This is a genomic window from Haemophilus sp. HMSC061E01 (assembly GCF_001810345.1).
GTDB lineage: Bacteria > Pseudomonadota > Gammaproteobacteria > Enterobacterales > Pasteurellaceae > Haemophilus_D.
Window position 1 is genome coordinate 336739 of sequence record NZ_KV801015.1, and the last position, 24587, is coordinate 361325.

General features: G+C 39.1%; 38 protein-coding genes and 1 tRNA gene. 9 read left to right on the plus strand and 30 right to left on the minus strand.

What is annotated here, in order from left to right:
• Positions 1-8: 8 nt before the first annotated feature.
• The 19 genes from HMPREF2732_RS07535 to HMPREF2732_RS07615 all read right to left on the minus strand — a co-directional run bounded on the left by HMPREF2732_RS07535 (position 9) and on the right by HMPREF2732_RS07615 (position 13362).
• Positions 9-3053, minus strand: a complete 3045-nt coding sequence (locus tag HMPREF2732_RS07535; protein ID WP_070592300.1) for a tape measure protein — start codon at positions 3051-3053, stop codon at positions 9-11.
• 11 nt (positions 3054-3064) lie between these two features.
• Positions 3065-3289 (minus strand): phage tail assembly protein T, encoded by a 225-nt coding sequence (locus HMPREF2732_RS07540; RefSeq protein WP_070592301.1) that lies wholly within the window; start codon positions 3287-3289, stop codon positions 3065-3067.
• A 44-nt stretch (positions 3290-3333) separates the two neighbouring features.
• Positions 3334-3741 carry a hypothetical protein gene (locus HMPREF2732_RS07545; protein ID WP_070592302.1) on the minus strand — a complete coding sequence of 136 codons (408 nt, stop codon included), beginning with the start codon at positions 3739-3741 and terminating at the stop codon, positions 3334-3336.
• 53 nt (positions 3742-3794) lie between these two features.
• Positions 3795-4451: a hypothetical protein gene (locus HMPREF2732_RS07550; RefSeq protein WP_070592303.1), complete on the minus strand. Its 657-nt coding sequence runs from the start codon at positions 4449-4451 to the stop codon at positions 3795-3797.
• A gap of 2 nt (positions 4452-4453) precedes the next feature.
• On the minus strand, positions 4454-4798 hold the full coding sequence (locus HMPREF2732_RS07555) for a DUF3168 domain-containing protein (RefSeq protein ID WP_070592304.1): 345 nt from the start codon (positions 4796-4798) through the stop codon (positions 4454-4456).
• Entirely contained in the window at positions 4795-5271 is a 477-nt protein-coding gene (locus HMPREF2732_RS07560; protein WP_070592305.1) for an HK97-gp10 family putative phage morphogenesis protein, read from the minus strand. The genes HMPREF2732_RS07555 and HMPREF2732_RS07560 overlap by 4 nt, the downstream gene beginning before the upstream one ends.
• Positions 5264-5587 (minus strand): phage head closure protein, encoded by a 324-nt coding sequence (locus HMPREF2732_RS07565; protein WP_070592306.1) that lies wholly within the window; start codon positions 5585-5587, stop codon positions 5264-5266. Before HMPREF2732_RS07565 ends, HMPREF2732_RS07560 begins: the two co-directional genes overlap by 8 nt.
• A gap of 1 nt (position 5588) precedes the next feature.
• A complete protein-coding gene (locus tag HMPREF2732_RS07570) occupies positions 5589-5915 on the minus strand; it encodes a head-tail connector protein (RefSeq protein ID WP_070592307.1) in 327 nt (108 codons plus the stop codon).
• A 44-nt stretch (positions 5916-5959) separates the two neighbouring features.
• Positions 5960-7165 carry a phage major capsid protein gene (locus HMPREF2732_RS07575; protein ID WP_070592308.1) on the minus strand — a complete coding sequence of 402 codons (1206 nt, stop codon included), beginning with the start codon at positions 7163-7165 and terminating at the stop codon, positions 5960-5962.
• Between the two features lie 66 nt (positions 7166-7231).
• On the minus strand, positions 7232-7834 hold the full coding sequence (locus HMPREF2732_RS07580) for an HK97 family phage prohead protease (protein ID WP_070592309.1): 603 nt from the start codon (positions 7832-7834) through the stop codon (positions 7232-7234).
• Positions 7827-9041, minus strand: coding sequence for a phage portal protein (locus HMPREF2732_RS07585; RefSeq protein ID WP_070592310.1), 1215 nt, complete (start codon positions 9039-9041; stop codon positions 7827-7829). Before HMPREF2732_RS07585 ends, HMPREF2732_RS07580 begins: the two co-directional genes overlap by 8 nt.
• On the minus strand, positions 9038-9190 hold the full coding sequence (locus tag HMPREF2732_RS09895; RefSeq protein ID WP_049372596.1) for a hypothetical protein: 153 nt from the start codon (positions 9188-9190) through the stop codon (positions 9038-9040). The genes HMPREF2732_RS07585 and HMPREF2732_RS09895 overlap by 4 nt, the downstream gene beginning before the upstream one ends.
• Positions 9187-10893, minus strand: a complete 1707-nt coding sequence (locus HMPREF2732_RS07590; protein WP_070592311.1) for a terminase large subunit — start codon at positions 10891-10893, stop codon at positions 9187-9189. The genes HMPREF2732_RS09895 and HMPREF2732_RS07590 overlap by 4 nt, the downstream gene beginning before the upstream one ends.
• Positions 10890-11375 (minus strand): phage terminase small subunit P27 family, encoded by a 486-nt coding sequence (locus HMPREF2732_RS07595; protein ID WP_049372598.1) that lies wholly within the window; start codon positions 11373-11375, stop codon positions 10890-10892. Before HMPREF2732_RS07595 ends, HMPREF2732_RS07590 begins: the two co-directional genes overlap by 4 nt.
• A gap of 127 nt (positions 11376-11502) precedes the next feature.
• Positions 11503-11853, minus strand: coding sequence for an HNH endonuclease (locus HMPREF2732_RS07600; protein ID WP_049384884.1), 351 nt, complete (start codon positions 11851-11853; stop codon positions 11503-11505).
• Positions 11854-11896: 43 nt separating this feature from the next.
• Positions 11897-12109 (minus strand): Rz1-like lysis system protein LysC, encoded by a 213-nt coding sequence (locus tag HMPREF2732_RS09710; protein ID WP_261673770.1) that lies wholly within the window; start codon positions 12107-12109, stop codon positions 11897-11899.
• Positions 12084-12461, minus strand: coding sequence for a DUF2570 family protein (locus tag HMPREF2732_RS07605; protein WP_083304366.1), 378 nt, complete (start codon positions 12459-12461; stop codon positions 12084-12086). Before HMPREF2732_RS07605 ends, HMPREF2732_RS09710 begins: the two co-directional genes overlap by 26 nt.
• Positions 12462-12557: 96 nt before the next feature.
• On the minus strand, positions 12558-13139 hold the full coding sequence (locus HMPREF2732_RS07610) for a lysozyme (RefSeq protein WP_049384882.1): 582 nt from the start codon (positions 13137-13139) through the stop codon (positions 12558-12560).
• Positions 13117-13362 carry an HP1 family phage holin gene (locus HMPREF2732_RS07615; RefSeq protein WP_070592312.1) on the minus strand — a complete coding sequence of 82 codons (246 nt, stop codon included), beginning with the start codon at positions 13360-13362 and terminating at the stop codon, positions 13117-13119. The genes HMPREF2732_RS07610 and HMPREF2732_RS07615 overlap by 23 nt, the downstream gene beginning before the upstream one ends.
• A gap of 282 nt (positions 13363-13644) precedes the next feature.
• Between HMPREF2732_RS07615 and HMPREF2732_RS07620 the strand changes: the two genes are divergently transcribed.
• The gene (locus tag HMPREF2732_RS07620) at positions 13645-14034 is read left to right on the plus strand and encodes a hypothetical protein (protein WP_070592313.1); all 390 of its coding nucleotides are present in this window, start codon (positions 13645-13647) and stop codon (positions 14032-14034) included.
• Complete coding sequence (locus HMPREF2732_RS09715; RefSeq protein WP_083304367.1) at positions 13973-14482, plus strand: hypothetical protein; 510 nt, start codon at positions 13973-13975, stop codon at positions 14480-14482. The genes HMPREF2732_RS07620 and HMPREF2732_RS09715 overlap by 62 nt, the downstream gene beginning before the upstream one ends.
• A gap of 30 nt (positions 14483-14512) precedes the next feature.
• Here the strand turns inward: HMPREF2732_RS09715 and HMPREF2732_RS07630 are convergent, their stop codons facing one another.
• From HMPREF2732_RS07630 to HMPREF2732_RS07665, 8 genes are read right to left on the minus strand one after another with little or no spacing between them, the layout of a single operon-like run.
• A complete protein-coding gene (locus tag HMPREF2732_RS07630) occupies positions 14513-14881 on the minus strand; it encodes an antiterminator Q family protein (RefSeq protein WP_070592314.1) in 369 nt (122 codons plus the stop codon).
• Entirely contained in the window at positions 14871-15230 is a 360-nt protein-coding gene (locus tag HMPREF2732_RS07635; RefSeq protein WP_070592315.1) for a RusA family crossover junction endodeoxyribonuclease, read from the minus strand. The genes HMPREF2732_RS07630 and HMPREF2732_RS07635 overlap by 11 nt, the downstream gene beginning before the upstream one ends.
• 48 nt (positions 15231-15278) lie before the next feature.
• Positions 15279-16223, minus strand: a complete 945-nt coding sequence (locus HMPREF2732_RS07640; RefSeq protein ID WP_186821537.1) for a DUF968 domain-containing protein — start codon at positions 16221-16223, stop codon at positions 15279-15281.
• A 47-nt stretch (positions 16224-16270) separates the two neighbouring features.
• Entirely contained in the window at positions 16271-16900 is a 630-nt protein-coding gene (locus tag HMPREF2732_RS07645; RefSeq protein WP_070592317.1) for a replication protein P, read from the minus strand.
• Positions 16897-17844, minus strand: a complete 948-nt coding sequence (locus tag HMPREF2732_RS07650; protein ID WP_070592318.1) for a conserved phage C-terminal domain-containing protein — start codon at positions 17842-17844, stop codon at positions 16897-16899. Before HMPREF2732_RS07650 ends, HMPREF2732_RS07645 begins: the two co-directional genes overlap by 4 nt.
• Positions 17841-18536 (minus strand): phage antirepressor KilAC domain-containing protein, encoded by a 696-nt coding sequence (locus tag HMPREF2732_RS07655; RefSeq protein ID WP_049371081.1) that lies wholly within the window; start codon positions 18534-18536, stop codon positions 17841-17843. Before HMPREF2732_RS07655 ends, HMPREF2732_RS07650 begins: the two co-directional genes overlap by 4 nt.
• A gap of 50 nt (positions 18537-18586) precedes the next feature.
• Positions 18587-19030, minus strand: a complete 444-nt coding sequence (locus tag HMPREF2732_RS07660; RefSeq protein ID WP_070592319.1) for a YmfL family putative regulatory protein — start codon at positions 19028-19030, stop codon at positions 18587-18589.
• A gap of 48 nt (positions 19031-19078) precedes the next feature.
• Positions 19079-19267 carry a transcriptional regulator gene (locus HMPREF2732_RS07665; RefSeq protein WP_005641697.1) on the minus strand — a complete coding sequence of 63 codons (189 nt, stop codon included), beginning with the start codon at positions 19265-19267 and terminating at the stop codon, positions 19079-19081.
• Between the two features lie 108 nt (positions 19268-19375).
• On the opposite strand from HMPREF2732_RS07665, the gene HMPREF2732_RS07670 reads away from it, so the two are divergent.
• From HMPREF2732_RS07670 to HMPREF2732_RS07680, 4 genes are read left to right on the plus strand one after another with little or no spacing between them, the layout of a single operon-like run.
• Positions 19376-20074, plus strand: coding sequence for a LexA family transcriptional regulator (locus HMPREF2732_RS07670; RefSeq protein WP_070592320.1), 699 nt, complete (start codon positions 19376-19378; stop codon positions 20072-20074).
• A 52-nt stretch (positions 20075-20126) separates the two neighbouring features.
• Positions 20127-21143: an LAPAL motif-containing putative phage structural protein gene (locus tag HMPREF2732_RS07675; RefSeq protein WP_070592321.1), complete on the plus strand. Its 1017-nt coding sequence runs from the start codon at positions 20127-20129 to the stop codon at positions 21141-21143.
• Complete coding sequence (locus HMPREF2732_RS09805; protein ID WP_148129046.1) at positions 21127-21393, plus strand: hypothetical protein; 267 nt, start codon at positions 21127-21129, stop codon at positions 21391-21393. Before HMPREF2732_RS07675 ends, HMPREF2732_RS09805 begins: the two co-directional genes overlap by 17 nt.
• Positions 21386-21796 (plus strand): FlxA-like family protein, encoded by a 411-nt coding sequence (locus HMPREF2732_RS07680; protein ID WP_070592322.1) that lies wholly within the window; start codon positions 21386-21388, stop codon positions 21794-21796. The genes HMPREF2732_RS09805 and HMPREF2732_RS07680 overlap by 8 nt, the downstream gene beginning before the upstream one ends.
• A 46-nt stretch (positions 21797-21842) precedes the next feature.
• On the opposite strand, the gene HMPREF2732_RS07685 is transcribed toward HMPREF2732_RS07680, so the two are convergent.
• Together HMPREF2732_RS07685 and HMPREF2732_RS07690 are read right to left on the minus strand one after the other, a co-directional pair.
• Positions 21843-22190: a hypothetical protein gene (locus HMPREF2732_RS07685; protein WP_070592323.1), complete on the minus strand. Its 348-nt coding sequence runs from the start codon at positions 22188-22190 to the stop codon at positions 21843-21845.
• 387 nt (positions 22191-22577) lie between these two features.
• Positions 22578-23060, minus strand: a complete 483-nt coding sequence (locus HMPREF2732_RS07690) for a hypothetical protein (protein ID WP_070592324.1) — start codon at positions 23058-23060, stop codon at positions 22578-22580.
• 401 nt (positions 23061-23461) lie between these two features.
• On the opposite strand from HMPREF2732_RS07690, the gene HMPREF2732_RS07695 reads away from it, so the two are divergent.
• Together HMPREF2732_RS07695 and HMPREF2732_RS09900 are read left to right on the plus strand one after the other, a co-directional pair.
• Positions 23462-23538 (plus strand) — tRNA-Arg (locus HMPREF2732_RS07695).
• A 128-nt stretch (positions 23539-23666) separates the two neighbouring features.
• Positions 23667-23828: a hypothetical protein gene (locus HMPREF2732_RS09900; protein ID WP_186821538.1), complete on the plus strand. Its 162-nt coding sequence runs from the start codon at positions 23667-23669 to the stop codon at positions 23826-23828.
• Here the strand turns inward: HMPREF2732_RS09900 and HMPREF2732_RS07700 are convergent.
• Positions 23803-24006, minus strand: coding sequence for a hypothetical protein (locus HMPREF2732_RS07700; protein ID WP_070592325.1), 204 nt, complete (start codon positions 24004-24006; stop codon positions 23803-23805). The genes HMPREF2732_RS09900 and HMPREF2732_RS07700 overlap by 26 nt on opposite strands.
• Before the next feature lie 314 nt (positions 24007-24320).
• On the opposite strand from HMPREF2732_RS07700, the gene HMPREF2732_RS07705 reads away from it, so the two are divergent.
• Entirely contained in the window at positions 24321-24587 is a 267-nt protein-coding gene (locus HMPREF2732_RS07705; RefSeq protein ID WP_070592326.1) for a hypothetical protein, read from the plus strand.

The following is a 24587-nucleotide window of genomic DNA, read 5'->3' on the forward strand; positions in this document are numbered from 1 at the left end:
TTTACCCCTTAAGCAAACACGCCACCAGAACGCATATTATTTGAAATGATGCCATTGGTCTCACTTCTTGCTATCTGACGGATTAACTCTACCGTGATTTCGGTTTCGCCATTTCGTTGTCTTTGTTCAACGTTGGCATTAACAGGCTCGCCATTATTGATAACTTTAACGGAAATACTTCCGCCAGCCATAGGCTTGTAACCAGTTGACGGAATAGAGCCTACTGATCCACCTGTGGCATAGCCACGACCATAATTGAGATGGTTTAAAAAGCCAATCCCAAGTCTTGATGTTGCCTCTTTAGTGATAACGTATTCACCACGATGTACCACGCCTGCCGGCTGATATTTACCACCATCACCAGTATAACCACCGCTAGCAAATCCAACATAGCCACCATCAGAGTACCCAAAGGCACTCGCAGCCGACTTGATAGCGTTAAAAATCATCATTTTAACAATCATCGCTGAAATATCTTTCAAGATTGATTGTGCTAATGAGCGGAAGTCTGCTTTACCTGTTAAAACAAAGTCAGTCAAAGCATCAGACATTCCATTGAAAGCATTTTGAGTGATTTGCGAGATGTTTCCTGCTACATCACCAACACTTTCTTGGATTTGGTTTACACCGTCTTTAATGCCGGCAATTGGATCTGATTTGCGTTGATTTTCAGTTTCCTGAATAACCGCTCTACGCTCTTTAAGCTTAGCAATTTCTTCATCAAGTTTAGCGATATTCTCCTGTGACATTCCGATTTTTAATCGAGATGCCTCAAGGTCTAATTGATGGTTGTATTGGATTAATTCTTGCTCTTGTCTCGTTTTACCAAGCAGTTCAAGCTCAAATTCCATCGCCTGAAGTTTTTCACCGTTATCATAAGTAAATTGTGCGATTGCTACGCTTTGTTGTGCTGCATCAATTTGAGCAGCCATATCTTTCAGCTTAGCTAAACCATCAGTACCAAAATGAGCGTATTTCTCGCCATTTGCCGCTATATCTTGAGTAATTTTGTTTAACTCTTGATATTGGCTGATTTGACCGAATACAGAAATATCTTGGGCATTTGCTCGAATCTCTGAAAGTCTGCGTTCCATCTCGCTAAGTTGGTCAGTGTACTGTTTCACATAATCAACTTTAGAGCCACTTCCTTTTTGTTTTTTAGCTGAGCCACCTTTACTGGTAATTTGTGATGCGTATAGCTCGACATTGCTATTAAAGACAGCATCATAATCTGCAGTGCCTTTCGTAAGTCCTGAATTTATAGTCGCATCTTCCGCTTGAAGTCTGCTTTTCTTGGCTGGGTCTTTCTCTTTATTGATTGCAATTAGGCGATTGTTTCGCTCAATTATTTGTGTTGCTTTATCACTTAAAGCGTTTTGAACACTAAAACCAAGAGCGTTGAACTGACTTGCAACCAAGACGGCCATTGCACCCATTCGTTCAACCGCACTTGTAATAGATGCAGCGCCACTTTCAGCGCTTGGGAAAATGCGGTTTAAATCATCGAGAGAAAAGCCAATTGAATCAATACTGACTTTTGAAGTGTCAAGTGTTGGTAATAGACTTCTTAATTTGTCATTGAATTCAGCAACTGGAACTTGACCAATGATTGTTTTTAAATCATCTTCCGATTTAGTCAGTTTCTCGTTAGCTTTCGCCAATTCTGCTTTTTTAATCGCTAAATCTTGACTTGCTTTTGCTAACGCCTCTAAATACGCTGAATCTTCCGTTTTTCCGCTTGATTGAGCGATTTGTTTGCCTTGTTCGATTATTCTGTTGAGTTTTTCATACTCTTCTTCTAATCGCTTAATTTCGTCCTTTTGTGCGGTAATTGATTGCTCTAATTTGGCTTTCATTCCGTCAAGGACTGTGGCAGAAGTATTTGCCAATTTACCAGTCGTTACATCTAACGAATCAGCGAAAGATAGTAATTCTTGTCTAGCGGCTTCTGTTTTTTGTTGGTAGTCTAGGAATACGCCAACGCCAGCGGATAAGCCGAGAGTTAATAAACCAAGTGGGCCACCAACAAAACCCAATGCGCCACCTAAACCTTTACCAGTTGCGGTTAAAGCTTGTTGTGCAGCAGTAAGATTTCTTGTTGCTGCGGCTTGAGCTGACATAGCAGCGGAAGCTTGAATACTAGCAGCAATCCAAGTGCGGATTTTCCCAACACTCCAAATTACTCCTGCACCTGCTGCAAGGCTCGCCACTACGGTTAAATGATTGGCGATTTCGTTGATAGCCTTAGCAAATGCCTCGCTCGCTCCTGTTGATTTATCTAATTCACCAATCCATTTAACTGTTGAGGTGTTTAGATTTTCAAAGGCTGCGGAAATAGTAAGGATTCGAGTATTAAACTGGTCATCTACCGATTCTTTGGCTCGTTCTAACGCAGGGACGAGGACATCCATTGTTAGTTTGCCCTCTTTCGCCATGTTGCGAAGTTCGCCAGTGGTAACGCCCAAACCTGTTGCAATCGCTTTCGCTAATGCTGGCGTTTGCTCCATTACAGAGTTAAATTCATCACCACGAAGAATCCCACTCCCTAACGCTTGCCCGAACTGTGTCAGTGCCGCATCTGCCGCACCTGCACTTGCACCAGATACCGCAACAGCTTTAGATACCGTTTCAGTTAAACTAGCAATCTGTGCCTGACTGATTTTTAATGTTTCGGCATTTTGAGCGAACCGCTGATAAACGCCAGAAGTCGCATTGATGCTTTGGTTTGTTTTTAACGCAATATCGAAAACGTTATTTAAACCTTTAGAGCTACTAATTGATGCGCTTTCAACTAATCGAAGTTTATTTTGAATTTCAGTATATCCATCGGCAAAACCTTTTAATTGATTTACACCAAAGCCAGCTATACCAGCCTTGAAAAGGTTGGCGGATACACGATTGAGCGAGTTCATTGAACGCTCAATATTTCTTAATTGTTTTGTAGTAGTATCAGTAAAGCGCTTTACTCTGCCTTGTGCGTTATTGATGCCACTTTGAAATTTAACCTGATCTAACTCAAGTTGGATATTCAAGTGTCCTAATGAGCCTGCCATTTTTACTCCAGTTATCTATTTGCTAAGTATTCAGCAGAACCGTCATCAAACTCTTCTTCTTTCTTCTCTTTATAGAAAGGCATAAAATCTGATAGCTCTGGCGGTTTGCCTTTCGGATCACGATTTACCATTGCTAGAACGTGCGAAATTTGAGCCGAGCGGTAATCATCACGCCATAATCCGAACGGTTGTTCTTCGTAAAATAGGCGATATTCCTGTAAATGACTTTCAGGCATCTGCTCAATTTCTTCTAGCGTTTTTCCGAGAGAAAGTGACAGGTTTATTTGGAACTTTCTTCGGCTTGTGAGTTTTTTGGTTCACCGTCCATAATGGCTTGGTTAAGTTGCTCAATGACAGCTTTATCAAGTTGAGATAATGCCTCTAAGTCGTTTTCATCTTCGGCATTGAATAGGTTTTCACCGTATTCATCACATAAACGCATTGCGATTGTGCGAGTTAATTTGTGCTTGTCGTAAACTTTGGCCAATTGCTCGGTTAAGGTATCTTCATTGGTAAAATCAAGTGTAATGCCTTGACTTTCAGCAATTCGCACTAATTCTTGTTGTTGTCCATATAAGGCTTTATTCATTTCGCCAACGGTAAACTCTCGGATGTAATAGGTATCGCCTAAAATCTCTACTGGTTTGACTTTTGGCTTGCGTGATAAAAGTTTATCTCTTAAATTCATTCTTTCCGCCTTAGAAAAAGAAAACCGAGAGGATTAACTCTCGGTCTTGTTATTTACGCTGTTGTAGGTAAAAAATAATCACGTTTCGCTTTTTTAATGGTTACGCCTGATTCAAATTTACCTTTTACTTCACCACTGAAGTTAGGTGAGGTTTGAATGAATCCTGTACCATATAAAGCACCTTGATTGTTTTTAAGAATCATCAACCAAGGGAACGTTTCCTTGTTATAGAATTTTTTACGCAAATCTTGCTGCATATCTGTTGCCGGTGCGTAATAGAAAGAGAGTTTAATTGAACCGTATTCAATTTCGCCTGCTTCTGTTTCTGTACCCTCTGAACACATTGTAGTGATGTCTGTTTCGCCCAATGTATCACCATCACCATCAATCTGTTTAATAGCACAGAAATTGCTTGATAGTTGGATTTTTGAGACTTTCGCCTTAGTAAAGTCAGTTGGTTTATCGAAACCTTTCCAATCCACTTCATCGGCAAGTGTTACTGTATCAGTGGAAACAGATTTCACAGGATAGCAGCCATCTAATGCACCTAAGCCAGTGATTCGGATAAAATCACCAGTTTTTAAGCCATTACCCGTTGCGGTGATTGTGGCATTTGGCGTAACAGTACAAGCTGTAATCGCTTTTTCTGTGTCGTAGCCAACGCCTAAATAAAACTTAGTCCCTTGAAAAGGGGTTGTTTGTGTTGCCATTGTTATTCTCCATAAGCAATTTGGTAGGTTATAACCCGTCTGTGTAGTTTAGTGTCGGGTTCATAATCCGATAAATCATTTACTCGCTCAGCATATTCGAGCTTTTGCTCTAATGCGGTGAATATGGGTTTCCTTAACGCCATTACGTCATCGGGATTTGGGCTGTAAATGTCAATTTGCACCATAAAATCATCTAAATCGCCATCTACCAAAGCGGAATTTGGCGAAATATTGATGAATTGATAGACGATGACAGGGAATTTCTTATTGGTGTCAGGAACAAATCCGTAAAAACACCTATTTTCAACAAGTGGCGATAAAGCCTTGAAAATATCTTGCTGTATCATTTACCTGCCTCACTCTCAATGCCATCTTTTAACGTTTTGATGATTTCTGTCGCAGCCTTTTCTTTAGACTGCTCAAATGCCGGCCTCATAAATGGCTTGGCTGGCATTTTTGAAGTGCCAAACTCTAAAAATCTCCAGTAATATGGGTCTTTAGGGTTAAGCGCCCCTTTCTTGCCACTTCTAACCTTAAAAGTTTCGATTTGCTTGGTCGTAAGTGTCTTAACTCTTACTACAGTGCCGATTTTGCCGTTTTTTAAGACTTTCGTGCTGCTTTTAATCGCTTTTTTGAGCGTGCCAGCTCGTCTATGTGGCATACTTTGGGAAAGAACAGGTGCATTTTGTCTTGCTTGCTCTCGCACAATCTTTCCGCCCTCTCTCATCGCTTTAACTGCAATCTTGTTAGAGACCTTACGACCAAGCTCACTCAAAGCTTTGTGTATTTGAGATAAGCCCTCGACTTTGACATTACCCATCAACTGCCTCTTTACACATCAATTGTAGAGATACGTTGCGTTCTTGGGTGTTAAGCACGGCAACAATTTCCAAAAAACGTTTACCGAACTTAACCCTCATTGACGGTTTGATACCGTCTAGATGACGTAGCCATATCTGTGTAGTGATTTCCGACTGTACTTGTTGAGCTGAAAAGTATTCTCGACCTGATAATGGTCTAACATCAGCCCAAACAGTAGCTACTCTCTTCCAGGTTTGAGAACTTGCACCGTAATCATTCACTTCATTAACTTGCCGTAGCAAAGTAATTTTGTGGCGTAGCTTTCCTATGTTCATCTTAATTACCTACACATATAAAACGATAACGCTCAATGATTGCCTTAACGGTTGGAGGTAAATCAAAGTTTGTTACACCTTGCCCCTCATTCCATCCACCACGGTTTTCATATAGGTAAGCGATCAGCATTAATATAGCTATTTTTAAATCGCCAGTGATTTCTTGTGCATTAATCGGTTTTTCTTCGGGCAATGTATTAAAAAGCACTCTATTCGTGTGGTTCTCAACCATCGCCTTTGCTGCAACTAGATAGGCAGACAACAAATCATCTTCCTCATCATTATCAATGCGACATTGCAACTTAATTTCGTCTAGTGTGATTTCCATTCATCCCCCAATAAAAATGCGGCCATTTCTGACCGCACTTTTAATTATTTACCTGTTAATGCTTTAATTGCTGACACATCTTCGAGTACGCAGTCAAAGCGATGGAACGCTAAGAAACCTACTTGGTCAAACTCTGCGTAACGTTCCACTAAGCGACGTAATGTCATACCTGACACGCGACGAATAACGAAACGGCTGAAGTCACCAAAGTAAGCAAATTTCTTACCTGAACCAATATCTTCGATGCCTTGGTCAATCACATATTGATGGCCTAAGATGGTTGCAGGAGCAACGCCAGCCACATCAGGCAACCATAATGGACGTTTTTGTCCATCTACCATTTCTTTCAACGTTTTTAACGTATTGTCGTTGAAAGCAAGGCGAGTATTGCCAACGTTGCGATAGGCAGGATCTACTGAGTGGATCAATGCGTTAAAATCTTGCCATGCCACTGCAGCGGCTGCCGCTTGTGTTACACCAGTAACTGCGGTTTGCAAGCCTTTAGGTTGAGCAGGTGAGCCAACGCCAGTACCTTGGATAAGATATTTAGCTTCTGCACGACCAATACGCTCTGCAATTCGACGAGATAAATACTCTTCGATATCCACACCTGAATCTTGTAACAATTCGTTTGATACGCGGATAATTTTTGATGAGAGTTTTTTCGCACCAAGCTCAGCTGTGCCAAATTCAGTATCTAATTCAGTTGCTGCCGCATTTTCACCAATTAATTCACCTTCTTCAGCGGTGCCGTTTGCAGTCGCCCAAGTAATAACGCGACCGTCTGCGGTGTTAAGGATTTGAGCAACGCTCGCGATACCACCAAAAGCTTTCATTTGTTCCGCAATACGAGCCTGCATTTCTTTAGGCACAGTGTAACCACCTTTATTGTCCGTGCCTGACGCTTGTGCGCGAAGTTCTGCCATCACTTGACGTTCTTCTTGACTTAATTCACCTAAGCCACGACGCAAGAACGAATTAAATGCTTGTGAACGTTTAACTTCTACATCAATAACTGGTTTTGATTCAGTTTCAATTTGACGTTGTTCTTCAACAAATAAAGCATCGGTTGATCGTAATGATTCTTCGCGCTCAATTTGTGATTCAACACCGCCTAACTCGGATTTCATCGAATCCCACTTAGTTCGTTGTTCTTCAGTCCATGTTTTTTCGCCAATTTCATCATTCAATTGACGCATTTGAGCCGCGATATTACGACGTTTTTCTTGAAGTTCATGTAATTTAGCCATGATTTTTCCTCTTTCTTTAAATGAAAAAAGCCGCATTATTGCGGCTCGTATTGATAAAAATTACTTTTATTTAGCGCTAATTAAGCTTAAGAATCGCTCACGTGCGGCTTTTTGTGATACCGCTTTAGCAATTGTTCCTGAGTCTCGAGCTTCTTTCCATGCTTCAAGTGAGCGAGCTGTACTGCTTGCTTCTTGGTAAGCGGGATAAGTCACAGGACTGACATCATAAAGGCGTGAAATTTTATGAATTTCACGGATGATTACACCATCATCATTTTCATACCATTCATCTCCATTACGTGCGATCTTAAACGCAAAAGATGATTGAGTAATATCACCACGTTTTAGCGGTGCAATAACTAAATCACGAATAGTTGGATTATCTGGTGCGATAATGTCGTATTTAAGGCCAGTTTCATCAACTGATAGACTCAACGTACCAGCTTTACTGCGTCCTAGAATGAAATTCGGGTCGTGATTAAACAACCCGCGCACATCATCTTCAAGCACATCATCAAATGCACCTGGCATAATGATTTCGCGAAAACCCCACATTACTTCAGACATAGTATTGAACACGGAACCATAACCGATAATGTGCGTAGGCTCATCATCTCGGCTTTCCGCTCGCACTTCGCCTGCGTAGGAGCGTTTTTCTACATCACTCATTTGTGTTCTCCGTTTGTTTATTATTTGCTTGTTTTGCCGCATTCACGCTAACCAACATTTCATCCAGTCCTTCAACCGGATTCATATCTTCAAGCTGGCGAGCTTCATTTCGCGACATCCAACCATCAGTGATAGCCGCATGGTAGAACGTTGCTCGCTCACCTGCAGTACCGCGCATAATCCCAGCAAGATTAAACTTCACGAAGTAACCCGCTTTACGCTCTGCTTCAGTAAAGATTTTTCGGTTTAATTCTTGCTCCCAATTCACCACCCATGGCATCACGCTGAATCGAATAAACTGGATTGTCTGTTCGGAGATGTTGGAAAATGTCGCTTTCTCCAAATCATTGATCATGTGTGCTGGAACATTAAAAATACCGGCAATCTCTGAACGATTAAGTTTCATCATCGAAAGAAGCTCGGTATCGACTGGTGACACGGTCAAAGCCTTATAATCAAGCTCAGCAGGAAGTAATATTGTTTTATTTTCTTCGCTTCTCAGCTTTTCTTGTGCGGTTTGCCACATCTTTTTAAAATTTTCCCACGCGTTGCTATTCAGTGGCGTCTTAACCGAAAGAATACCTGCAGGACGAGCATTTCCACCGAAGAACCCGCTCGCAAATTTTCGAGCGTCCAACCCTAAGCCAATCGTCTCAGCATGAGTTTGGATGACTGATTTACCTGTTTTTATTGATGGCCCGAGTGACTTGATGTGTAAAACATCATCTGGAGATAGGCTCATTGTCTTATCGTCACCGTAGTAAGCGTAAACATAGCGACTTCCGTTTTTAAGCAACTGCACTTTCCACGGCTCTAATGATTCAAGCGAGACAACTCCACCGTTTTTATCACGAACAATATGGATATAAGCATTTCCGTACAACAAAACAGAACTTTGTGCATATTCGCGCAATTTATAAGACGTCTGCCAAGCGTTAGGGCTATCATGTAGAAGGTAATATACTGGATGATCTTTTACTGTTTCTACTTTATCACCGCTCTTACACTTCACGTGCAGTGGTAATTGTGCGACCGAACTCGACAACACGTAAACACAAGCATAAACAGCAGATAACTTCATCGCCAAATCAGGACTAACCGATTTAGTCGGCTGCATTCCGAATATTTCTTCGTAAGCTGATTCAGCACTTAATGGCACCGCTGGATTCTCAAGTGAACGAGTGCTAAATAATTTATCAAAAATCATTGTTTACCTCTCGATGCCAAAATAGTTAAAAGCAGTAATAATGCCCCACTGCCAATTAATGCAATATCTGCCCCATATTTGAGATACACTCCATAAGACATCAAGCCAAAGCCTGTTAGACCTAAAAGATCTAAAATGACAGTTCTCATAGTTCTAATACCTCATTTGGGAAAAAGCTTTCATCATCAGTGCTCAACATAATGCGACCTATTGCCATCATTAACGCCACCGCTCCGTCTATTTTGTTTTCAGGAATTTCTTTAATTGGGCGCACAACATCATCATTCCCTGGAACCGTCTTGCCAACCACGTTACCAATACACCACGTCATAATTGGATTCCCGTCATGATGGAAACGACCTGATTCAATTGCTGCTTCCAATTCTTTCATTGGGTCGGATAAATTAGTGTAATTTTGTGTAATGGTTATAGGATTAAGCCCTTCATCGGCTAAGTTATGGCTGATTGCTATCGCTCCATGCGGGTCAATTGCAACACAGGAAACTCTATGCTCTTGATTGGTATCTTTGATGACTTCTTCGATTTCTCGATAATCAACTTCCGCACCATCTGTTGCAGTTAAATGCCCACTGTTTACCCATTTTTGATATTTGTCCACCACTCGTTTTAAAGCGGTATCAGTGTTATAGATAGTATCTTCCGGAACGAAGAATTCTGGAGCAATACAATAATAATGCCGCTTACCATCAATAACCCGCGCAAAAACTTTAACAAGCGAGTTCATATCAAGCTTACGCGCCATATCAAGGCCAAGCACAACATCATCACCTTGGAAATCTTCAAGTGATAATGTTTCATCCTTGCAGTTTTCCCAGCTCACCATGTTGAAATAGCTTTCTTTCGCAGACACCCATACATTCAAGTGTTTAGTCTTGAAAGTATTGGTTAGACGTGCATTATTAATTGCTTTGTTTTGCTGACTAATTAGGTAGTCACCATACACTGACACATCAAAGTTTGGATTTGCTTTACGTAATACGCTTTCATCTGTCCAATCATCATCTTCATCAATTGTATAGATGATCCCAAATAGCTCGTCATTAGGAATTGCACCGGATAATTTTTCAATTACTTCTCTGCGTTTGTCGTAACAAGGACCTTCGATGTTATAACCTGCAGTCGTAATGATAAACATAAGCGGTTGTTTACGTGCACCCATACCAGTCAACATTGTGGTATATAGCTCATCATTCTTATGCTCATGGTATTCGTCCACTATCGCACAACTAGGCGACGCACCATCACCAGGTGAACCAATAAGTGGTTCAAAACGAGAACCATCAGCAGGACGGTTTAAGTTAGAGGCATTTACTTCAATACCGAAAGTTGAGCAAAGAAGATCGGTTTTCTTACACATCAATCGAGCAGGACGGAATACTTCCCACGCTTGTTTTTCTGTGGTTGCACCTGAATAGACTTCCGCACCAAACTCATTATCCATGCAGAACATATACAAGCCGACACCTGCAGAAATAGCTGATTTACCGTTTTTGCGGGGTACTTCAACATAAACTTCACGGTAACGACGCAGATTGTCACTTTTACGCAACCACCCGAAAGTATTTGCCATAATGAAGAGTTGCCACGGTTCAAGTGTGATATTTTGTCGTTTTGATGCCCACTCACCTTTTGTGTGTGGCAGATATTGAATGAATTTACACGCTTTTTCAGCTTTAACTTCATCAAAATAATAAGGAAATTTAACCGCACTTTGCTTTTCTAAATCATCAATGAACTGCTGACAGGTTTTTACAATAAATCGGCAAGCAGGAATTTTGCCAGCAATAACATCTTTGGCATACTTAATTGCCTTTTTTACATTATCTGTCATTGCATTAACTCCGCGAATGGATTGTGATTTTGCTCATCTACCTTACCAATCAATCGTTGTCGACTGCTTGGGTCAAGTCCGAGCAACGCTCCGAATGTAGTCATCTGTTTCAATGCTTCATTCAAAACAGTAAAAGCAGGATTTTTCGATAATCCACCATTCCCGTTCTCAACAAACGTGCCGTATTTTTCAACATCTTTACAAGCACGATTACGATTCTGATATGCAATGCAATAGTTTGTCACTACTTCAAGATCGGTTTGTAGTAGAACTCCTTGGGATAGTAATTCTTTTAGAATAAAGGCCCACATCTTTTTACCGTCAGTATTAAGCTGAGATGGCGGTGGGGTGTTTTCGTTAAATGGACTGAACTCAGGCTCGTCTTTATTTAATTTTCTTTTACCGGGGTTGCCGCGACGCTCTTTCACTTTCGTCGGAGTGGGCTTTCTTCCTCGCCCCGGCGTTGTTGCTATTCCTGTCATTTGGCGTTTACCCTAAATTTTTAATTTCGCGGTTGTAAAAATAGAGTTAGGTGGGCGGTTTCGATAGGCAAAACCTATAGAGATTTTACCACCCCCTACCCTTACAAAAACAACCGAACTTTAAACACTATTTCAAGCGTTCTCGCGCTGTTTTGAATTTATGGCATGAATTACATAAACTTTGTAGATTAGTTAAGTCATCACTGCCACCGTGCGCCTTAGGGATTATGTGGTCAACAGTTGTAGCTGTTACAAACAGACCTTGCTTTAAACATTCTTGGCACAAGTAGTTGTCGCGAACTAACACGACAGCTCTTATTTTTCGCCATTGAGCTCCATAACCACGTTGAGACGATGTCTTTCCTTTCTGATGTCTTTGCCAACCACAACCTTGATGTTCATCACAATAACCATTGCTGTTGATTGTTGTATTCTTACAGCCTTGCTTTCTGCATGCTTTAGGTATTCTTGCTGGCATAGTTCCCACCAAAAGAAAAAAGGCGAGTATTATCACTCACCTTTTATTTACTTAACTTCTCTGTTTGCCATTCCCGAATCTTGTCGATGCGGTTTAAGCACATATCACGTTCGCGTTTTAGGATTACCGCGTACTTTGTTACATCACCATAAGTATCACCAGCAAATACTGTCTTATCTAAATGAGAGGTCAACGCTGCAGGTAATTGAGAACAACTCACTACAACAGGTTTACTGGCGCAAGAACTCAATAACATTGCTAGGAGCACTAGTATTAAAAGCACTGCTAGCTTTAACTTGTTTCGGTATAGATTTGATAACTGCATCTGATTTACTCCTTGCATCTGACTCCACCCGACTTAACTCAAATGTTAGCTGTCTATTTCGCTCAGCATCTTCTTCTAATCGAGTGATCGTTTGACTTTGTACGGCAATTGTTTCTTGGTGTGTTTTAATCTTTACATTCAGTCCATCAATAGTTGCTGACTGATGATTAATCCATCCACACAATGCAAGAATTACAAACGCAGAAACAACGGAACACACCAATAAAACCTTTGTGAATCCGTTACTGATATATTGCCCGATACCAATCATGTTAAACCCCATAATAAATAGCGGTGCGGTTTAGGCTCTTTTGTTTACGCTTTCGCCATCTGATTTAATAGCTCCCATAACCGCACCGGCTAACCATGCACATAACAACTATACTTTATTGACTGGAGACAAACATAAATCACGTTCCCTTAATCTTCGTTTTAATATAGATTTATGCACCTTACCATTCACCCTGGAATAATTAGGGAAAGTATTACACATGCGAATAAAATCTTTATCAATTGCAGCTTTATAAAGCTGAGTCTTTTTAAAACGACCACTTTCTCTATCTAAGTAAAACCGAGAACCTTGACACCCAATGTTAAAAATTAATGAGCCCAAAGCATCTATTTGATTTTGGTTCATTTCATTGTATGGATAGTAATCAATAATGCACTTACTAACCTTGCGCAAATCTTTTGCATACTGATCTGCTATTTCTTCATTGGTATAGGTTTTACCAATGATGACATTAGCGCCACCCGTAGTAGCCGCTCCGATACCAAATGTCCACTCTTTTGCTGCACATTGATACGGATTAGTTCTACAACCTTCTTCATCACCAGTTTCGCGTGCACCATTCTCGGAAATTATAATTCCTGATGAACGATCTTCAGAGTCATATACCAATCCAACAATTACACTAACTAAACAAATACCAAAAGCGCTAGCTTTTTTGAGTTTTGACATCTTTATCACCCTGTATTATTTCACCGTTTTTGTCACGAACGCCCGCTCGAATTTCTTCGAGTTCTAACATTCGTTTTTTATAACGAGATTCACGTATATAACCACATATAGTGACAAGAACACCAATTAAAATAGACCATTCGGACAGAGTCATAGCTCCGAATAAAGCAGTTAGCCAACCATAAGCCTGAGACTCTACAGGCATGTCTTTGAGAATTTGCATTTATACCCACCATATTTTTGGCAATAAAAAGCCCCGACCGTTTCCGATCAGGGCTGTTTCTAAACATATCTATGCGTTCGCTATGCGCTAAAACCGCAACTTATAACTTATACTATACTTTTACTTGCAAGTTGTCAATAAAATAATTCAAAAAAATAAATTAAAAAAATTTTAAATTTTAAAAAAAGATATTGACACAATTATTTTTGAGCCTTATAATAGGCTCATCTAAACAAGAGATGGCTACAGAGCCGCTAACTAATAAGCCTAAAGGAGGCGATTATGACAACTCAAACTATCCAAATCACAAAACCACAATTAATTGGCTCAGGAAAACAAATTAGATGGGCTAATGACATCATTAACAACATCATCACTATCCTTGGTGAAATCGAAATCCCTCAAGGAGCAACAGCAGAACAAGTTGCTCACGTGCAAAAAATTGTAGACACCTTCTTTGGACGTCAAGAATCTTGGGTTTGGATTGATAAATATAGTCGCTTTACAAGTACAACTCCAAAACAAACAATCTTTGCAGTCGTGATGGTTGATGGCGGAAAAAAAATAATAACAAGCCTCGAAAGAGGCTTTATTTTAAGGAGAATCAAAAATGAATTACAAAGAAATAATGTACACTGTAGGTCAACTTGTCCGCTGTGTTTATGGTGTTGATGTGCCAGTTAATGTACAAAATACCATTATCAGATTCCCTGCTAAAGGGATTGGTTTAATGAGTCAACGTGGAGATATTATCAATACAGCAAACCAAGATGAAATTATGCGCCTAATGGATAAAATTCCGAGCGATTTAACAGACCCTAAAGACAAAATGGAGTTTGACGCTCAAGGTGCTTTTTGGTTAGGTTACTATCATTACGCAAAGATAACAGACGATGTCGCAGACTATGGAGCTAACGAGTTAGCTGTAGTAGGCAATGCTTTATATGGCGACCAATGGCAAACAGCTTTATCCAGAGACCTTGACTTATCCAGCCCTAGACGCATGCGGGCATGGATTTCTGGTGAGCGGAAAATCCCAACTGGCGTTTGGTTTGATATCATCTCACTACTAAAAGCAAGACAGTTAAAAATCGAAGAGATTATAAAAAAACTAGCATAATTAAAAATGGCGCTTTAAAAGCGCCTTTTGTTATCCTAAAAACATAAACTTAATTTTAGCAGCCACAAACGCACCTTTTAAAAATCTAATACCTTGTGCGCGCTCTCGATACATTTTAGCTGGTGAGATATTAAGGGCGTTACAAATCTCTCTCTCGCTCGCTTGCTGAATGTATAGAGCCATTAAAATTTGATACTGCAATAAATCATCATCGTGTAGGTTCATTATTTGCTTTTCAATTTTTAAACACTCATCATCGGTTAATAACTTGATATAAGCCTTTCTTGCTGTCGGCAGAACAGGGATTGATATTGTTGTGCTTGGATATTCTGTGCCAATACGGTCACGCCCCCAACAGTTACCCCATTTTTCTAAGATACGCTCAACGCTATAAGTCATTTACCACCTCACTAATCGACACTAAAACCTTTCCACCCTTGACTACACATTTGCGTACGATTCGCAAATCATCAATAACACTATCGTCCACCAACACGCCCGCTTTCACTAACGCATCTAATAATGATTTGAAAAGATTATCCAAATCACGCATTCTTCTATCCGGCATAAATGCTTCCACCACCACTGCAGCACGAATACCCGCTGGAAATCTTGCTGAGCGTCTTGTCATCCAGGAGACCTGTGCTGCATAAGCGCGTCCTTTCGCGCTAATTAATGTTTTCCCATTTACTCTGCGCCAATAGGTATTAACAGAAGGTGGAAATGGTAGTTCAAGTGTTATCGTCATCTTGGAAATCTCACTTTAAAAAAGACCGCACTTTTGATTGTTAAACTATTAATCAATCACTAATGCACCAATCTTGATGGAGTATAAAAAGAACTTATGCCAAAGCTCTATTTGTGAACCATACTTTTCTTCAAATGCTTTTACGTTTTGATGTAATTCATTGTGATGAATTCGGCAAAGCGGAATACAATCCAAATCATCTGCTTTACTTCCCATCACACCATTACCATGGCCAATTAAATGATGTGGATCATCTGCTTGTTTACCACAGCACACACAAGGCTGAGTTTTTACCCAACGTAACCATTTTTCAGAACGGATATATTGTGGCTTTGGTCTTGCCATATATTGAAGTGGCGGATCATCATCAGCTTTTAAATTTAAAATGGCTTTATCTAAACGGTCCATGTGATAAATAAGAGGATCTTCAAAACGAGTGGAACTTTCTTTATTGTCTCGTTCGTAATTTTTAACACTAAAGACCTTTCTTAATAACGCATCACTTAATAAACGTTGAAGTCCATTCTTAAAACAATACAGTACTAAATCTGATTCTGTTAAATGGCGAGCATGTTTTAAATCCACTTGGATTTTTGCAATGATTGCTTGCTCTATATTTTGCTCCACCACCAACGTTGCTTTTTCCGCATCATAGTTTCCCTTACGCATTTCCGTATCATGGTGCCAACAAGTTCTAATAAAACCGTCTAAGTGCGGAGTAATTGTTAATTCTTTATGGCAGTATTCACCATCACTCAACTGACAATGCTTAATACTGGCCACAAAATTCATCAACGCTTTTTTTGTAAGTAATTTTGACCGCACTTCCTTATTTTTTAAGAAATCCACCACCAACGGTGGAAATTCTTCACTAATAGCCCCTTGCCAATTAACTACACCCGATTCCCTATGTTGTAATTCAGTAGGCTCTGGCATTAACACCATTCTCTTCGTCATTACCTGTGCAGCATTGCGCGGAATTCTAAACATCATTAAACCAAGGTCTGATTGTTTATATGGTGTCAACAACAATACTTGCATTAATGCCCCCGCAACGATCCTTTAATGCTTGCAATAATCTCTGCTTGACGTGTTTTTGAGACTGGCATAGATGTTGCTTGTGCTGGTAATTGTTTTGTTGGCTCCGGTAACACTTCACCATTTTTTAAACGATCAGCCATATTGCGTAAGGCCTGTTTAATTTCTTTGCGTAACTGCTCTACCGACCAAGTGTATCTGCGACAACGACAATACAAATCAGTGATCAACCAATATTCCACGGTAGAATTGAATTTAAATTTATCTACATCAGCCATGCCATAACGTTGAAAACTGGCTAAACGCTGTGCTAATTCTTCTTCTGACGGTAAATCCATCGGAATTTTGCACCACTCGATGAAATCAAACAGGTTTGGAAAATAATCATTTCTTGCTGCACGAACTCTTGCTAATCCACGCTCTAACATATCCACAGATAAAACATCATGATTCACTAGCTCTTCAATCCAAATAAATTTTGCTTCTTCCAATGCTTCGTCTGTTGGGTAGTTATAGCGCCAACGGTTGCAGTAAGCACACAAGCGATTAAATAACTGATTCACTAATTCTGAAACATGAGTATTTAAATCAACCCCTGAAACGCAATTTTCTTGTCTGATTGCCACGTTCATTTCAACATCCCCATTTTGCGTAGTTTTTCCGCTACTTGCGGATTACGAATTTGAATTTGTCTGCCCTTTGCCCAATCGGTGCTTTTGCTTGCTGGGTTTGGTGCACTGCCTTTCGGTTTTAACATCGTGCCATCAGCCATTACCCAAGCACCGTCTCGCATTTCTGGTCTGCCCTTGTTATCCCAACGTTCTGAGCCAACAACATACTCACCGAAGTTTGTTGGACGGAAAATCGTACTTGGTCGGAGATACTCAACCATTTTCGGATCACGGCCCCATTTCGACACGAGATAATCCACCACACGTTTACACACACCCAAATCAAATTCAGCTAATCGAGCGCCAATCGCTTGTTTTGTTTTGTCAGTGAGCTTGTAGCCTGTTGGTTTACGTTCGCCTTGTTCTTCAGCGAGATTTGCCAATGCCATGTTCAAATAATCCAACACAACTTGCTCAGCTGGGGGGACTATAGGGGGGTTATTTATATTTGTTTTATTATTTGTTTTTGTAGGGTGGCGTTTTTCGCCACTGGTAGCGGTGGCGTTTTCCGCCACTGGTGTCGTGGCACTTTTCGCCACTGGTGGCGCTTTTTGTAACTGGTGGCGTTTTTCGCCACTGGTAGCACTTTTCGCCACTGGTTTGTTTTCAACGTTAGGAAGGTCTTTCACTAAATAGAATTCAGTCGTTCTTCCAGCGGTTTTAACAGTACGAATCAAACCAACTTCTTCAAGCTCTTTAAGGATTTCATAGATAGTTTTGTCTCGGTTAATGCCAGTGAATTGTTTAAATTGCTCAATAGAAATAAAATCACTCTCTTTCTGCCAACCAGTCGTTTTACGAGCCACCAACAAATAGGCTTTTACAGCGTTACCAGAAAGGGCAAACATCACTTCATCTACAAAAGCATTAGGGATCTGAAAAGAATTAGGGATAAATTTGCTCATAGCATTAACTCCGAAGCGTAACGTTGTGCGATCCATTGAATACCTTTCGATGTCACGCGAGTTTGTGTAAAGTTATGACCGTGCTCTGCTGTACCTGTTTTTACTGTAAATAAGCCACGGCTTTGTTTGTCTGAATATGGAATAAGATTACCTGATTGACGATATAACGCTTTATCACGCTCTAGTGCAGCAATCATCGCTTTCTCTGGCATATTTAAGATTTTTGCCGTTTCGCGTAATGATTTTGTTGTGCCAATATCAACGTAAAGATCTACAAAGTCCGCTTTAGGTTTCATTGCTTTATTCTCTAATGCTAAAGCTTGTTTCTCTTTCTCTGATGCCACCAACTGCTCTAAGGCTTGAAGATAATTTTGCGGTAAAAGTGCGGTCGGATTTTGTTGGTTTTCTAACTCTTGCCAGCGGTCAATAACTGCAGCTGTAAATTCCGGTGAAAACTGAGCAACTAAAATATAAGTGTCGCGCTTATTCAAAAAATACTCATAGTAGATTTGACCATTCTGTGGGTGGGTGTACGGTTTCGGCTGATACCCCCCAATAACACCTTTTGAAATAAGTGTTTCAATGCTTTTACACACGTCACTATGTCGAGAATTAACAAGTTTTGTTATTTCTCGACTGCTCATTGTTAATGCACTTGCATTTTTATCATTAATCGGTAATAATTCATTCATCTTGTGAACTCCTTGTGAGTGTAATTAACCACGGTGGCCGCCGTGGTTTTTTATTGCCGTTTATTAAGTGAAATCACACACTCAATAGAATGTTGTGTTGCAGATAAATGTTTATTTAATAACTTGCGGATCAAATCTTCTTCACAACTGGTAATCTCACCATCAGCAAGCGCGCTTTCTAATGCTTCAAATAACAATCCACGAGCTGATAACTCATGTAATTGAATATTTGCCATTTCTACTGCATCTAAATCATCTGCACAGGTATCTGGTACAAAACGTCCACCAGCGGAACGGCATAATTCTTCAATAAATTGTGTGCAACCATATTCAAGCTGAATAGCGATTAACTCTTCATTTTTGAACCGTTGGCCCTTTGTTTGATAAAGACGATTATTTAATTCACTTTCAGTAAATCCTAAGAATCCAGCTACCGCACTTTTACCACCGGGTATCTGTTCAATCATCTCTATAATGGTTTGTTTCATTGCCATAATTTTTGCCTTATTTTTATGGTTTTCTTTTTGATTTTTACTGATAAATTAATCCCACAAATCGGGGCGTAATTCGGATTTTTTAACTTTGCCATTAGTAAGTTCTTCAATCTTTGCACAGCGTTCAGCTGGTACTTTTTCACGCCATTTTGATACTGCCCAAGGTGTGATATTGAAGTGCCGAGCCATGGCAGAAATACCGCCTACGATTTCATAAGCTTTTTCGATTGGTAGCATCTTAACCTCTTTTCTATTTTAAGTAGCATAATTCTACTACTAAAAATAGAATTGAATCAACTATTTTATTTACGTATTCTCTACCTTTAGTAGAAATAAGGGGGTTATATGTCAGATTTAGCAAGCCGAATTAATGAATTAATGGCTCAGCAAAATAAAAGAATAGGAGATCTTCAAAAGGCTCTAGGCGTAACCTATGAAATGGCCAGACGTTATACGCTTGGCACAGCCACACCAAGAGATGACAAAATTGAATCTATGGCTGAATACTTTGGAGTTAGTCCTGCTTATTTGAAATATGGCTCTACTGACTCAACTGAAACAAAAGTTGCATCAAACATAAAAGAGCTTGGATCCTTTGATTTGTGGGATAGAAACACCCCATTAAATAGTGATGAAGTGGCAGTGCCTTTTTATCAAGATGTTCGCCTTGCTGCGGGTAATGGGTTTGCTGATGACATCGCAGACTATAACAATTTTAAATTACGTTTTTCTAAAGCCACATTAAGAAAACAAGGTGTGCAGTTTGAAAATGCTGTGTGTGTAATTGCAGACGGTAACTCTATGGAACCTGTTATTCCGGATGGAACAACAGTAGGGATTGATTTGGGCAATAAAACCATTAGAGATGGGAAAATATATGCAATAAACCACGGTGGATTGCTGAGAATAAAACTACTCTACAATATGCCAAACGAACAAGTTAAGATCCGCAGTTACAACAGCGAAGAACACCCGGATGAGATAACAGACATGCAAGATATATCAGTCATTGGAAAAGTCTTTTGGTATTCAGTTTTACTATAGAAACTAACACTGGATATTGTTGATCTATAACAACCAACCTAAGGAAAAAAATATGACAGATAAAGCTAAGAGTTTGCCGGATAATAAAAAACAACCTAAGCAACGAAAGGTAGTTAGAACTGAGTTTATTACTTTATCATATGATTCGGATAGTCGAGATTTAGAAAATCACCGCATGAATGCGAGAGAGCTTGGAAAGGCTATAATAGCAATGCATGATCTGATTGAAAAATCAGATAAGTTATTAAATCCGGGCAGACGCAAGAGCCTTGGCGTTTTTATAGAAACACCAGCACAGGAAGGTTCCCTTGAGGTTGTTTTTGGAATTGATATTTATAATATGGCCACACAGGTTATAGATGTATTACCATACATTGGATTGGGTTACGCCAGCGTAAAATCAAGAAAAAGTGTGTCTAACTTAGGAAAGACCATATTTGATGCGATTAATGACACCAAAGGAGAAACTGTAATTGGTATTCATACCAATGATAACAGTGATGTTGCAACTTTAAGTGTTGATGGAAAAGAAATAAAATCAGATAAAAACATAGCTAAGTTATTAGCCAATAAAGATATTCGTGAGAATATAAAAACACTGGTGTCCTCACCTCTTGAAGGGAACATAAAACCGGCATTTAAAATATTGGCTGGAAATTCCATCAAAACACCTGACTCATCTGAAGACTCCAGAGAGATATTAGTTAAGTTGGAACCGGAAGAAATAAGAACGATTCAAAAGATGAAAATCAACGATCCAAAAGAAAGGGTTGAGATATTAGAAACAACAATCGCACTACTTACAGTAAGCTTTAAAGGCAGTAAAGGGTGGGAAATGACTTACGGCAATCACTCTTACCCGGTTGAAATTACTGACGAGGATTTTATTAAAAAAATAAATGAGAACATTGCCAGTTTCAAGAAAGGCGATTTGTTCACTGTAACAATGAACAAAACAATAAAAATGCTAGGTTATGAAACAAAAGAATACTATACTATAACCAAAGTTAAACATCATTTAGCCACAGAAGAGCGGCGTATTATCTCTGATAATGGAAAGATTAATTAGTTTGCTTGTTGAGCATATCAACGAATTAGCTTTGTTTATAGGGGTGCTTTTATGCACCCCCGTACTTTCTCGTTTACTAAAAATCTTATCATTTTATCTTGGTAGTATTTTAAACCCATATTATAAAATCACCATCAATCATTATCATAATGGGAATTTGGTTGGCTCTAAATCAATAAGAATATCGACAAGAGATTCTATCATTGAACAATTAAGAGAAATTAAACGCAGCGAGGAAAGTAATGGCTGAACAAAATGCAGTTACAAAGCCTTTCTCAATGCTTGAATATGGTTCTTATACCGCAGGAATTGGGCTTTTTCTTTCGCTTATCATAAAATTTTACATTACTCCCAATCTTCCCCATTTGGTTGAAATAGCTAACCTTACAGCCCCCTTAGTGACGCCGATTCTTAGTTTCTGTGTAGCTTTATTTGTAGGACAATTTGGCACAAGCCCAGAAATACTTAGAATGAATAAAAATATAAAGAAAAGCATAAAAAATTTAAAAAAACAAATTCAAGCCAACAGTGATTTACTGACGGAAGAAGATTTGAATAAATTGAAAAAAAGATTAAGCGAGCATATTAATATACAGTCCCAGATTGGCGTTTCTATCCATACAATGCAAGATCTATTAAACAAATTAAATTAAACAACCGCCTACGGGCGGTTTTTTATTATTTCAAATATTCAATTAATCATAGACAGGACGTGACAATGCTGTCTGCCTCGCTTTTAGATAATGCTGGAAATACACCATCATAATGAGACATCTTAATTTCATTATGCAAAATATCAAACAAATAAAAACTTCTAAACTTCCCCGCCTGTGTTGCCCCAATAAATATTTCTGTATGCTTTCCATATTCATTTATCAACATGCGATCAGGCCTAAAGCTATTTAGCTTATCAAGCAAACATTGTTTTACATGATCTTCGCTTTGTGTAATTGGATAGCTTTTAAATTCTAACGCACGCATTTCAGACGTACTAACTCCACATCCAAAAAGACCAAGTGCAACAATCGGAACAAATATTTTCCTCATATAACCTCCATTAAAAAGTGCGGTCATTCTACTTAAAAAGTAGAACCTATTCCGTGATCAGAATCTCAAATCACAATATTCACTGATTAAAAAATAAGCAATCAAACACCTGCCAACAAAATATTTTTACTTAAAAATCAAATAAATACTACTCTAAATAGAAAATAATCCTACTTTTATGCAAATTTTAGTTGCATTAATATCTACTTTAAGTAGAATTACCACAACAAAGCAAAACACTTTGAAACGTTCTTTAAAAATTTGAAACAGGTTAGTGATGGGTAAAAAAATAGCCACTCAAATGAGTAGCTATTAAAAATCACTTTTTAGGTGGCGGCGTAGGCCGTTTAGGTTGATAACTTTCTTGTAATGGGGTTGGTTCTGCCATTAGAATTTTTCTCCACAAAATTTAGCAACAAATAACTGACAAAAACTTAGCTTCGTATCATCTTCTAATTCAAGTTGAATGGAGGCGCGCTTATACGCAATATCAGTTAATGTGCCAGTGATATTATTATTTAGTAAATCACTTGTAATTAATGCCTTATTCAACTCTTCATCAGTCATGGTTGAATAACTTTTAAGTAATGGTTGATATTGTGCTTGTGCAACTTTAGATAATGCGGCTTTTTCGCCAAAGCCATAAACAAGTGAAAGCACGCTTAGTATCGCTAAAATAAACCCAATAATGATATTTAGATGAAAATCTGGGAAAAATCTATCTAAGTCACCAAACACAGCAGACGAAAGTAACAGCTGAATGGTAATCAATAATTTATTTAATCGATCATTTAAGTGATAGTTTAAATTTTCTAAATTGTAGCTGTAATGCAACTCAAATACTAAATCATTTCGATTTTTCCCTTCCATCTTTTATTCCTCATCTTGGTTTAGGTTGTGGAGTCGGTCTTGGCGGAACATGACTTCTCTCCTCTTTTTCTATTTTCATAGTGTTTCCTCCGATTAAATTGTAGTCGCAGAAAACATTATATTCCTCGATGTAGTCGCATACAAGAGGACTTGAGCCTTACAAGTATAAAGAAAGGCACTCATCATTAACCTGTTTTGAGTTTTAGACAATTTGGTCTCGTGCGGGATATAAATTATCGGCTGTTTAAGTCGAGTAACCCCAGAGCAGAAAACTGTACTGCGTGTTTAACCGAAGTGATGTGGTTGGCAGGTCAATGGCAGCGCTGTTTATATCTTTAAGCAATCCCTTAGAGGATACGAGTTCGGTCGGGGAAATGGTAACAAGCCCACGGATCGGTTATGCCCTATTAGCTCAATCGTATAGAGCAATCGCCTTCTAAGCGATAGGTTACAAGTTAGAATCTTGTATAGGGCGCCACTTCAAAGCGAATTTATTAAATGTTCCATCAAAGGTCTGGGTAAACTGCAGATTGCCAATTTAAGGATAGCTAGATCAGAATTTGGTAAGTTCGCTTTGAAATGTCAATCAATAAAAGAGGTTTAAATATGGAAGAAGAAAAAGAAAAAAGCCTATCTGATAAAGATAAAAGACTAATCAAACAGGCTGTATTGGAAAATGCTGCGAAAAATGTAGGAATGCCACCAGATAAGATTGCAGAATCCTTATGTAAAGCTATTTATCTTATTGATTCTTATAAGCATTTATGATTTGAGAAGAGTCAATTCCATCATCTAACTTATTCTGAAATATTTCAGATAATGAATTGATAAACTCGGCAATATCCCTTGCTGTTGTTGCATCAATATTTCTTTGATAATGAGAGCTGGTTCTCAAAATATCTCTAGCCATAACTAGCGCAATTTTATCAGCTACAACTTTTTTCATAATAATCTCCTTATTTTGTGTTGTGGTTGTGAAAATTATATTCCTTATGTGTTGTGGTGACAATAAGGGCTTGAGCCTTGCAAGCATAAAGAAAGGCACCTTAATGGTTCTTGGAGCCACCAGCTAAAGCCGCTTTCAAGTAGAAACATCACTAATTTTACACTTTGTTCAAGTGGTGTGAGAGCGGCTCTAGCTGGAAACAGCACATAACAATATGCTCTTCTTTAGTCAATTACCCGCAGTTGCCATTTATAGCTTATTTGCACTGCGGGATTTTTTTTACCTAATTCCATCATCACTACAAGGATCTACTCATGAAACAAAATCAATTCGCAAGATTTATTAAAAATACCGCCTACGGTGTTGCAACAGTTTGTTCAATCATTGTTGCCGCAATGGTTATTCTCACCGCATTAGCGGCAGATGCAAAAGAATACACTAACCATGCACTAGAGCGTGAAAGAGCGAGAGTACAGTGGATTGCTGAAAACGGTGAGTATCAAAAGAATTTAACCGAAGAAGGTGAAAAACAAGCACGTGCTTACGTATCTATTAAACAAGCTGAAATTAATAAGGAATAG

Bases quoted from the DNA above. Each gene is read 5' to 3' on its own strand.
- HMPREF2732_RS07655 (WP_049371081.1), bottom strand. From the start codon at position 18,536: ATGAATGAATTATTACCGATTAATGATAAAAATGCAAGTGCATTAACA.
- HMPREF2732_RS07560 (WP_070592305.1), bottom strand. From the start codon at position 5,271: ATGGGTAATGTCAAAGTCGAGGGCTTATCTCAAATACACAAAGCTTTG.
- HMPREF2732_RS07675 (WP_070592321.1), top strand. From the start codon at position 20,127: ATGACAGATAAAGCTAAGAGTTTGCCGGATAATAAAAAACAACCTAAG.
- HMPREF2732_RS07605 (WP_083304366.1), bottom strand. From the start codon at position 12,461: ATGGGGTTTAACATGATTGGTATCGGGCAATATATCAGTAACGGATTC.
- HMPREF2732_RS07650 (WP_070592318.1), bottom strand. From the start codon at position 17,844: ATGAGCAAATTTATCCCTAATTCTTTTCAGATCCCTAATGCTTTTGTA.
- HMPREF2732_RS07620 (WP_070592313.1), top strand. From the start codon at position 13,645: ATGACAACTCAAACTATCCAAATCACAAAACCACAATTAATTGGCTCA.
- HMPREF2732_RS07585 (WP_070592310.1), bottom strand. From the start codon at position 9,041: ATGATTTTTGATAAATTATTTAGCACTCGTTCACTTGAGAATCCAGCG.
- HMPREF2732_RS07705 (WP_070592326.1), top strand. From the start codon at position 24,321: ATGAAACAAAATCAATTCGCAAGATTTATTAAAAATACCGCCTACGGT.
- HMPREF2732_RS07630 (WP_070592314.1), bottom strand. From the start codon at position 14,881: ATGACTTATAGCGTTGAGCGTATCTTAGAAAAATGGGGTAACTGTTGG.
- HMPREF2732_RS09710 (WP_261673770.1), bottom strand. From the start codon at position 12,109: ATGTTATTGAGTTCTTGCGCCAGTAAACCTGTTGTAGTGAGTTGTTCT.
- HMPREF2732_RS07665 (WP_005641697.1), bottom strand. From the start codon at position 19,267: ATGCTACCAATCGAAAAAGCTTATGAAATCGTAGGCGGTATTTCTGCC.
- HMPREF2732_RS07660 (WP_070592319.1), bottom strand. From the start codon at position 19,030: ATGGCAATGAAACAAACCATTATAGAGATGATTGAACAGATACCCGGT.
- HMPREF2732_RS07700 (WP_070592325.1), bottom strand. From the start codon at position 24,006: ATGAAAAAAGTTGTAGCTGATAAAATTGCGCTAGTTATGGCTAGAGAT.
- HMPREF2732_RS07575 (WP_070592308.1), bottom strand. From the start codon at position 7,165: ATGGCTAAATTACATGAACTTCAAGAAAAACGTCGTAATATCGCGGCT.
- HMPREF2732_RS07690 (WP_070592324.1), bottom strand. From the start codon at position 23,060: ATGGAAGGGAAAAATCGAAATGATTTAGTATTTGAGTTGCATTACAGC.
- HMPREF2732_RS07595 (WP_049372598.1), bottom strand. From the start codon at position 11,375: ATGACAGGAATAGCAACAACGCCGGGGCGAGGAAGAAAGCCCACTCCG.
- HMPREF2732_RS09900 (WP_186821538.1), top strand. From the start codon at position 23,667: ATGGAAGAAGAAAAAGAAAAAAGCCTATCTGATAAAGATAAAAGACTA.
- HMPREF2732_RS07640 (WP_186821537.1), bottom strand. From the start codon at position 16,223: ATGATGTTTAGAATTCCGCGCAATGCTGCACAGGTAATGACGAAGAGA.
- HMPREF2732_RS07610 (WP_049384882.1), bottom strand. From the start codon at position 13,139: ATGTCAAAACTCAAAAAAGCTAGCGCTTTTGGTATTTGTTTAGTTAGT.
- HMPREF2732_RS09805 (WP_148129046.1), top strand. From the start codon at position 21,127: ATGGAAAGATTAATTAGTTTGCTTGTTGAGCATATCAACGAATTAGCT.
- HMPREF2732_RS09715 (WP_083304367.1), top strand. From the start codon at position 13,973: ATGAATTACAAAGAAATAATGTACACTGTAGGTCAACTTGTCCGCTGT.
- HMPREF2732_RS07615 (WP_070592312.1), bottom strand. From the start codon at position 13,362: ATGCAAATTCTCAAAGACATGCCTGTAGAGTCTCAGGCTTATGGTTGG.
- HMPREF2732_RS07570 (WP_070592307.1), bottom strand. From the start codon at position 5,915: ATGGAAATCACACTAGACGAAATTAAGTTGCAATGTCGCATTGATAAT.
- HMPREF2732_RS07685 (WP_070592323.1), bottom strand. From the start codon at position 22,190: ATGAGGAAAATATTTGTTCCGATTGTTGCACTTGGTCTTTTTGGATGT.
- HMPREF2732_RS07680 (WP_070592322.1), top strand. From the start codon at position 21,386: ATGGCTGAACAAAATGCAGTTACAAAGCCTTTCTCAATGCTTGAATAT.
- HMPREF2732_RS07600 (WP_049384884.1), bottom strand. From the start codon at position 11,853: ATGCCAGCAAGAATACCTAAAGCATGCAGAAAGCAAGGCTGTAAGAAT.
- HMPREF2732_RS07590 (WP_070592311.1), bottom strand. From the start codon at position 10,893: ATGACAGATAATGTAAAAAAGGCAATTAAGTATGCCAAAGATGTTATT.
- HMPREF2732_RS07565 (WP_070592306.1), bottom strand. From the start codon at position 5,587: ATGAACATAGGAAAGCTACGCCACAAAATTACTTTGCTACGGCAAGTT.
- HMPREF2732_RS09895 (WP_049372596.1), bottom strand. From the start codon at position 9,190: ATGAGAACTGTCATTTTAGATCTTTTAGGTCTAACAGGCTTTGGCTTG.
- HMPREF2732_RS07540 (WP_070592301.1), bottom strand. From the start codon at position 3,289: ATGCCTGAAAGTCATTTACAGGAATATCGCCTATTTTACGAAGAACAA.
- HMPREF2732_RS07670 (WP_070592320.1), top strand. From the start codon at position 19,376: ATGTCAGATTTAGCAAGCCGAATTAATGAATTAATGGCTCAGCAAAAT.
- HMPREF2732_RS07550 (WP_070592303.1), bottom strand. From the start codon at position 4,451: ATGGCAACACAAACAACCCCTTTTCAAGGGACTAAGTTTTATTTAGGC.
- HMPREF2732_RS07555 (WP_070592304.1), bottom strand. From the start codon at position 4,798: ATGATACAGCAAGATATTTTCAAGGCTTTATCGCCACTTGTTGAAAAT.
- HMPREF2732_RS07645 (WP_070592317.1), bottom strand. From the start codon at position 16,900: ATGAACGTGGCAATCAGACAAGAAAATTGCGTTTCAGGGGTTGATTTA.
- HMPREF2732_RS07580 (WP_070592309.1), bottom strand. From the start codon at position 7,834: ATGAGTGATGTAGAAAAACGCTCCTACGCAGGCGAAGTGCGAGCGGAA.
- HMPREF2732_RS07535 (WP_070592300.1), bottom strand. From the start codon at position 3,053: ATGGCAGGCTCATTAGGACACTTGAATATCCAACTTGAGTTAGATCAG.
- HMPREF2732_RS07545 (WP_070592302.1), bottom strand. From the start codon at position 3,741: ATGAATTTAAGAGATAAACTTTTATCACGCAAGCCAAAAGTCAAACCA.
- HMPREF2732_RS07635 (WP_070592315.1), bottom strand. From the start codon at position 15,230: ATGACGATAACACTTGAACTACCATTTCCACCTTCTGTTAATACCTAT.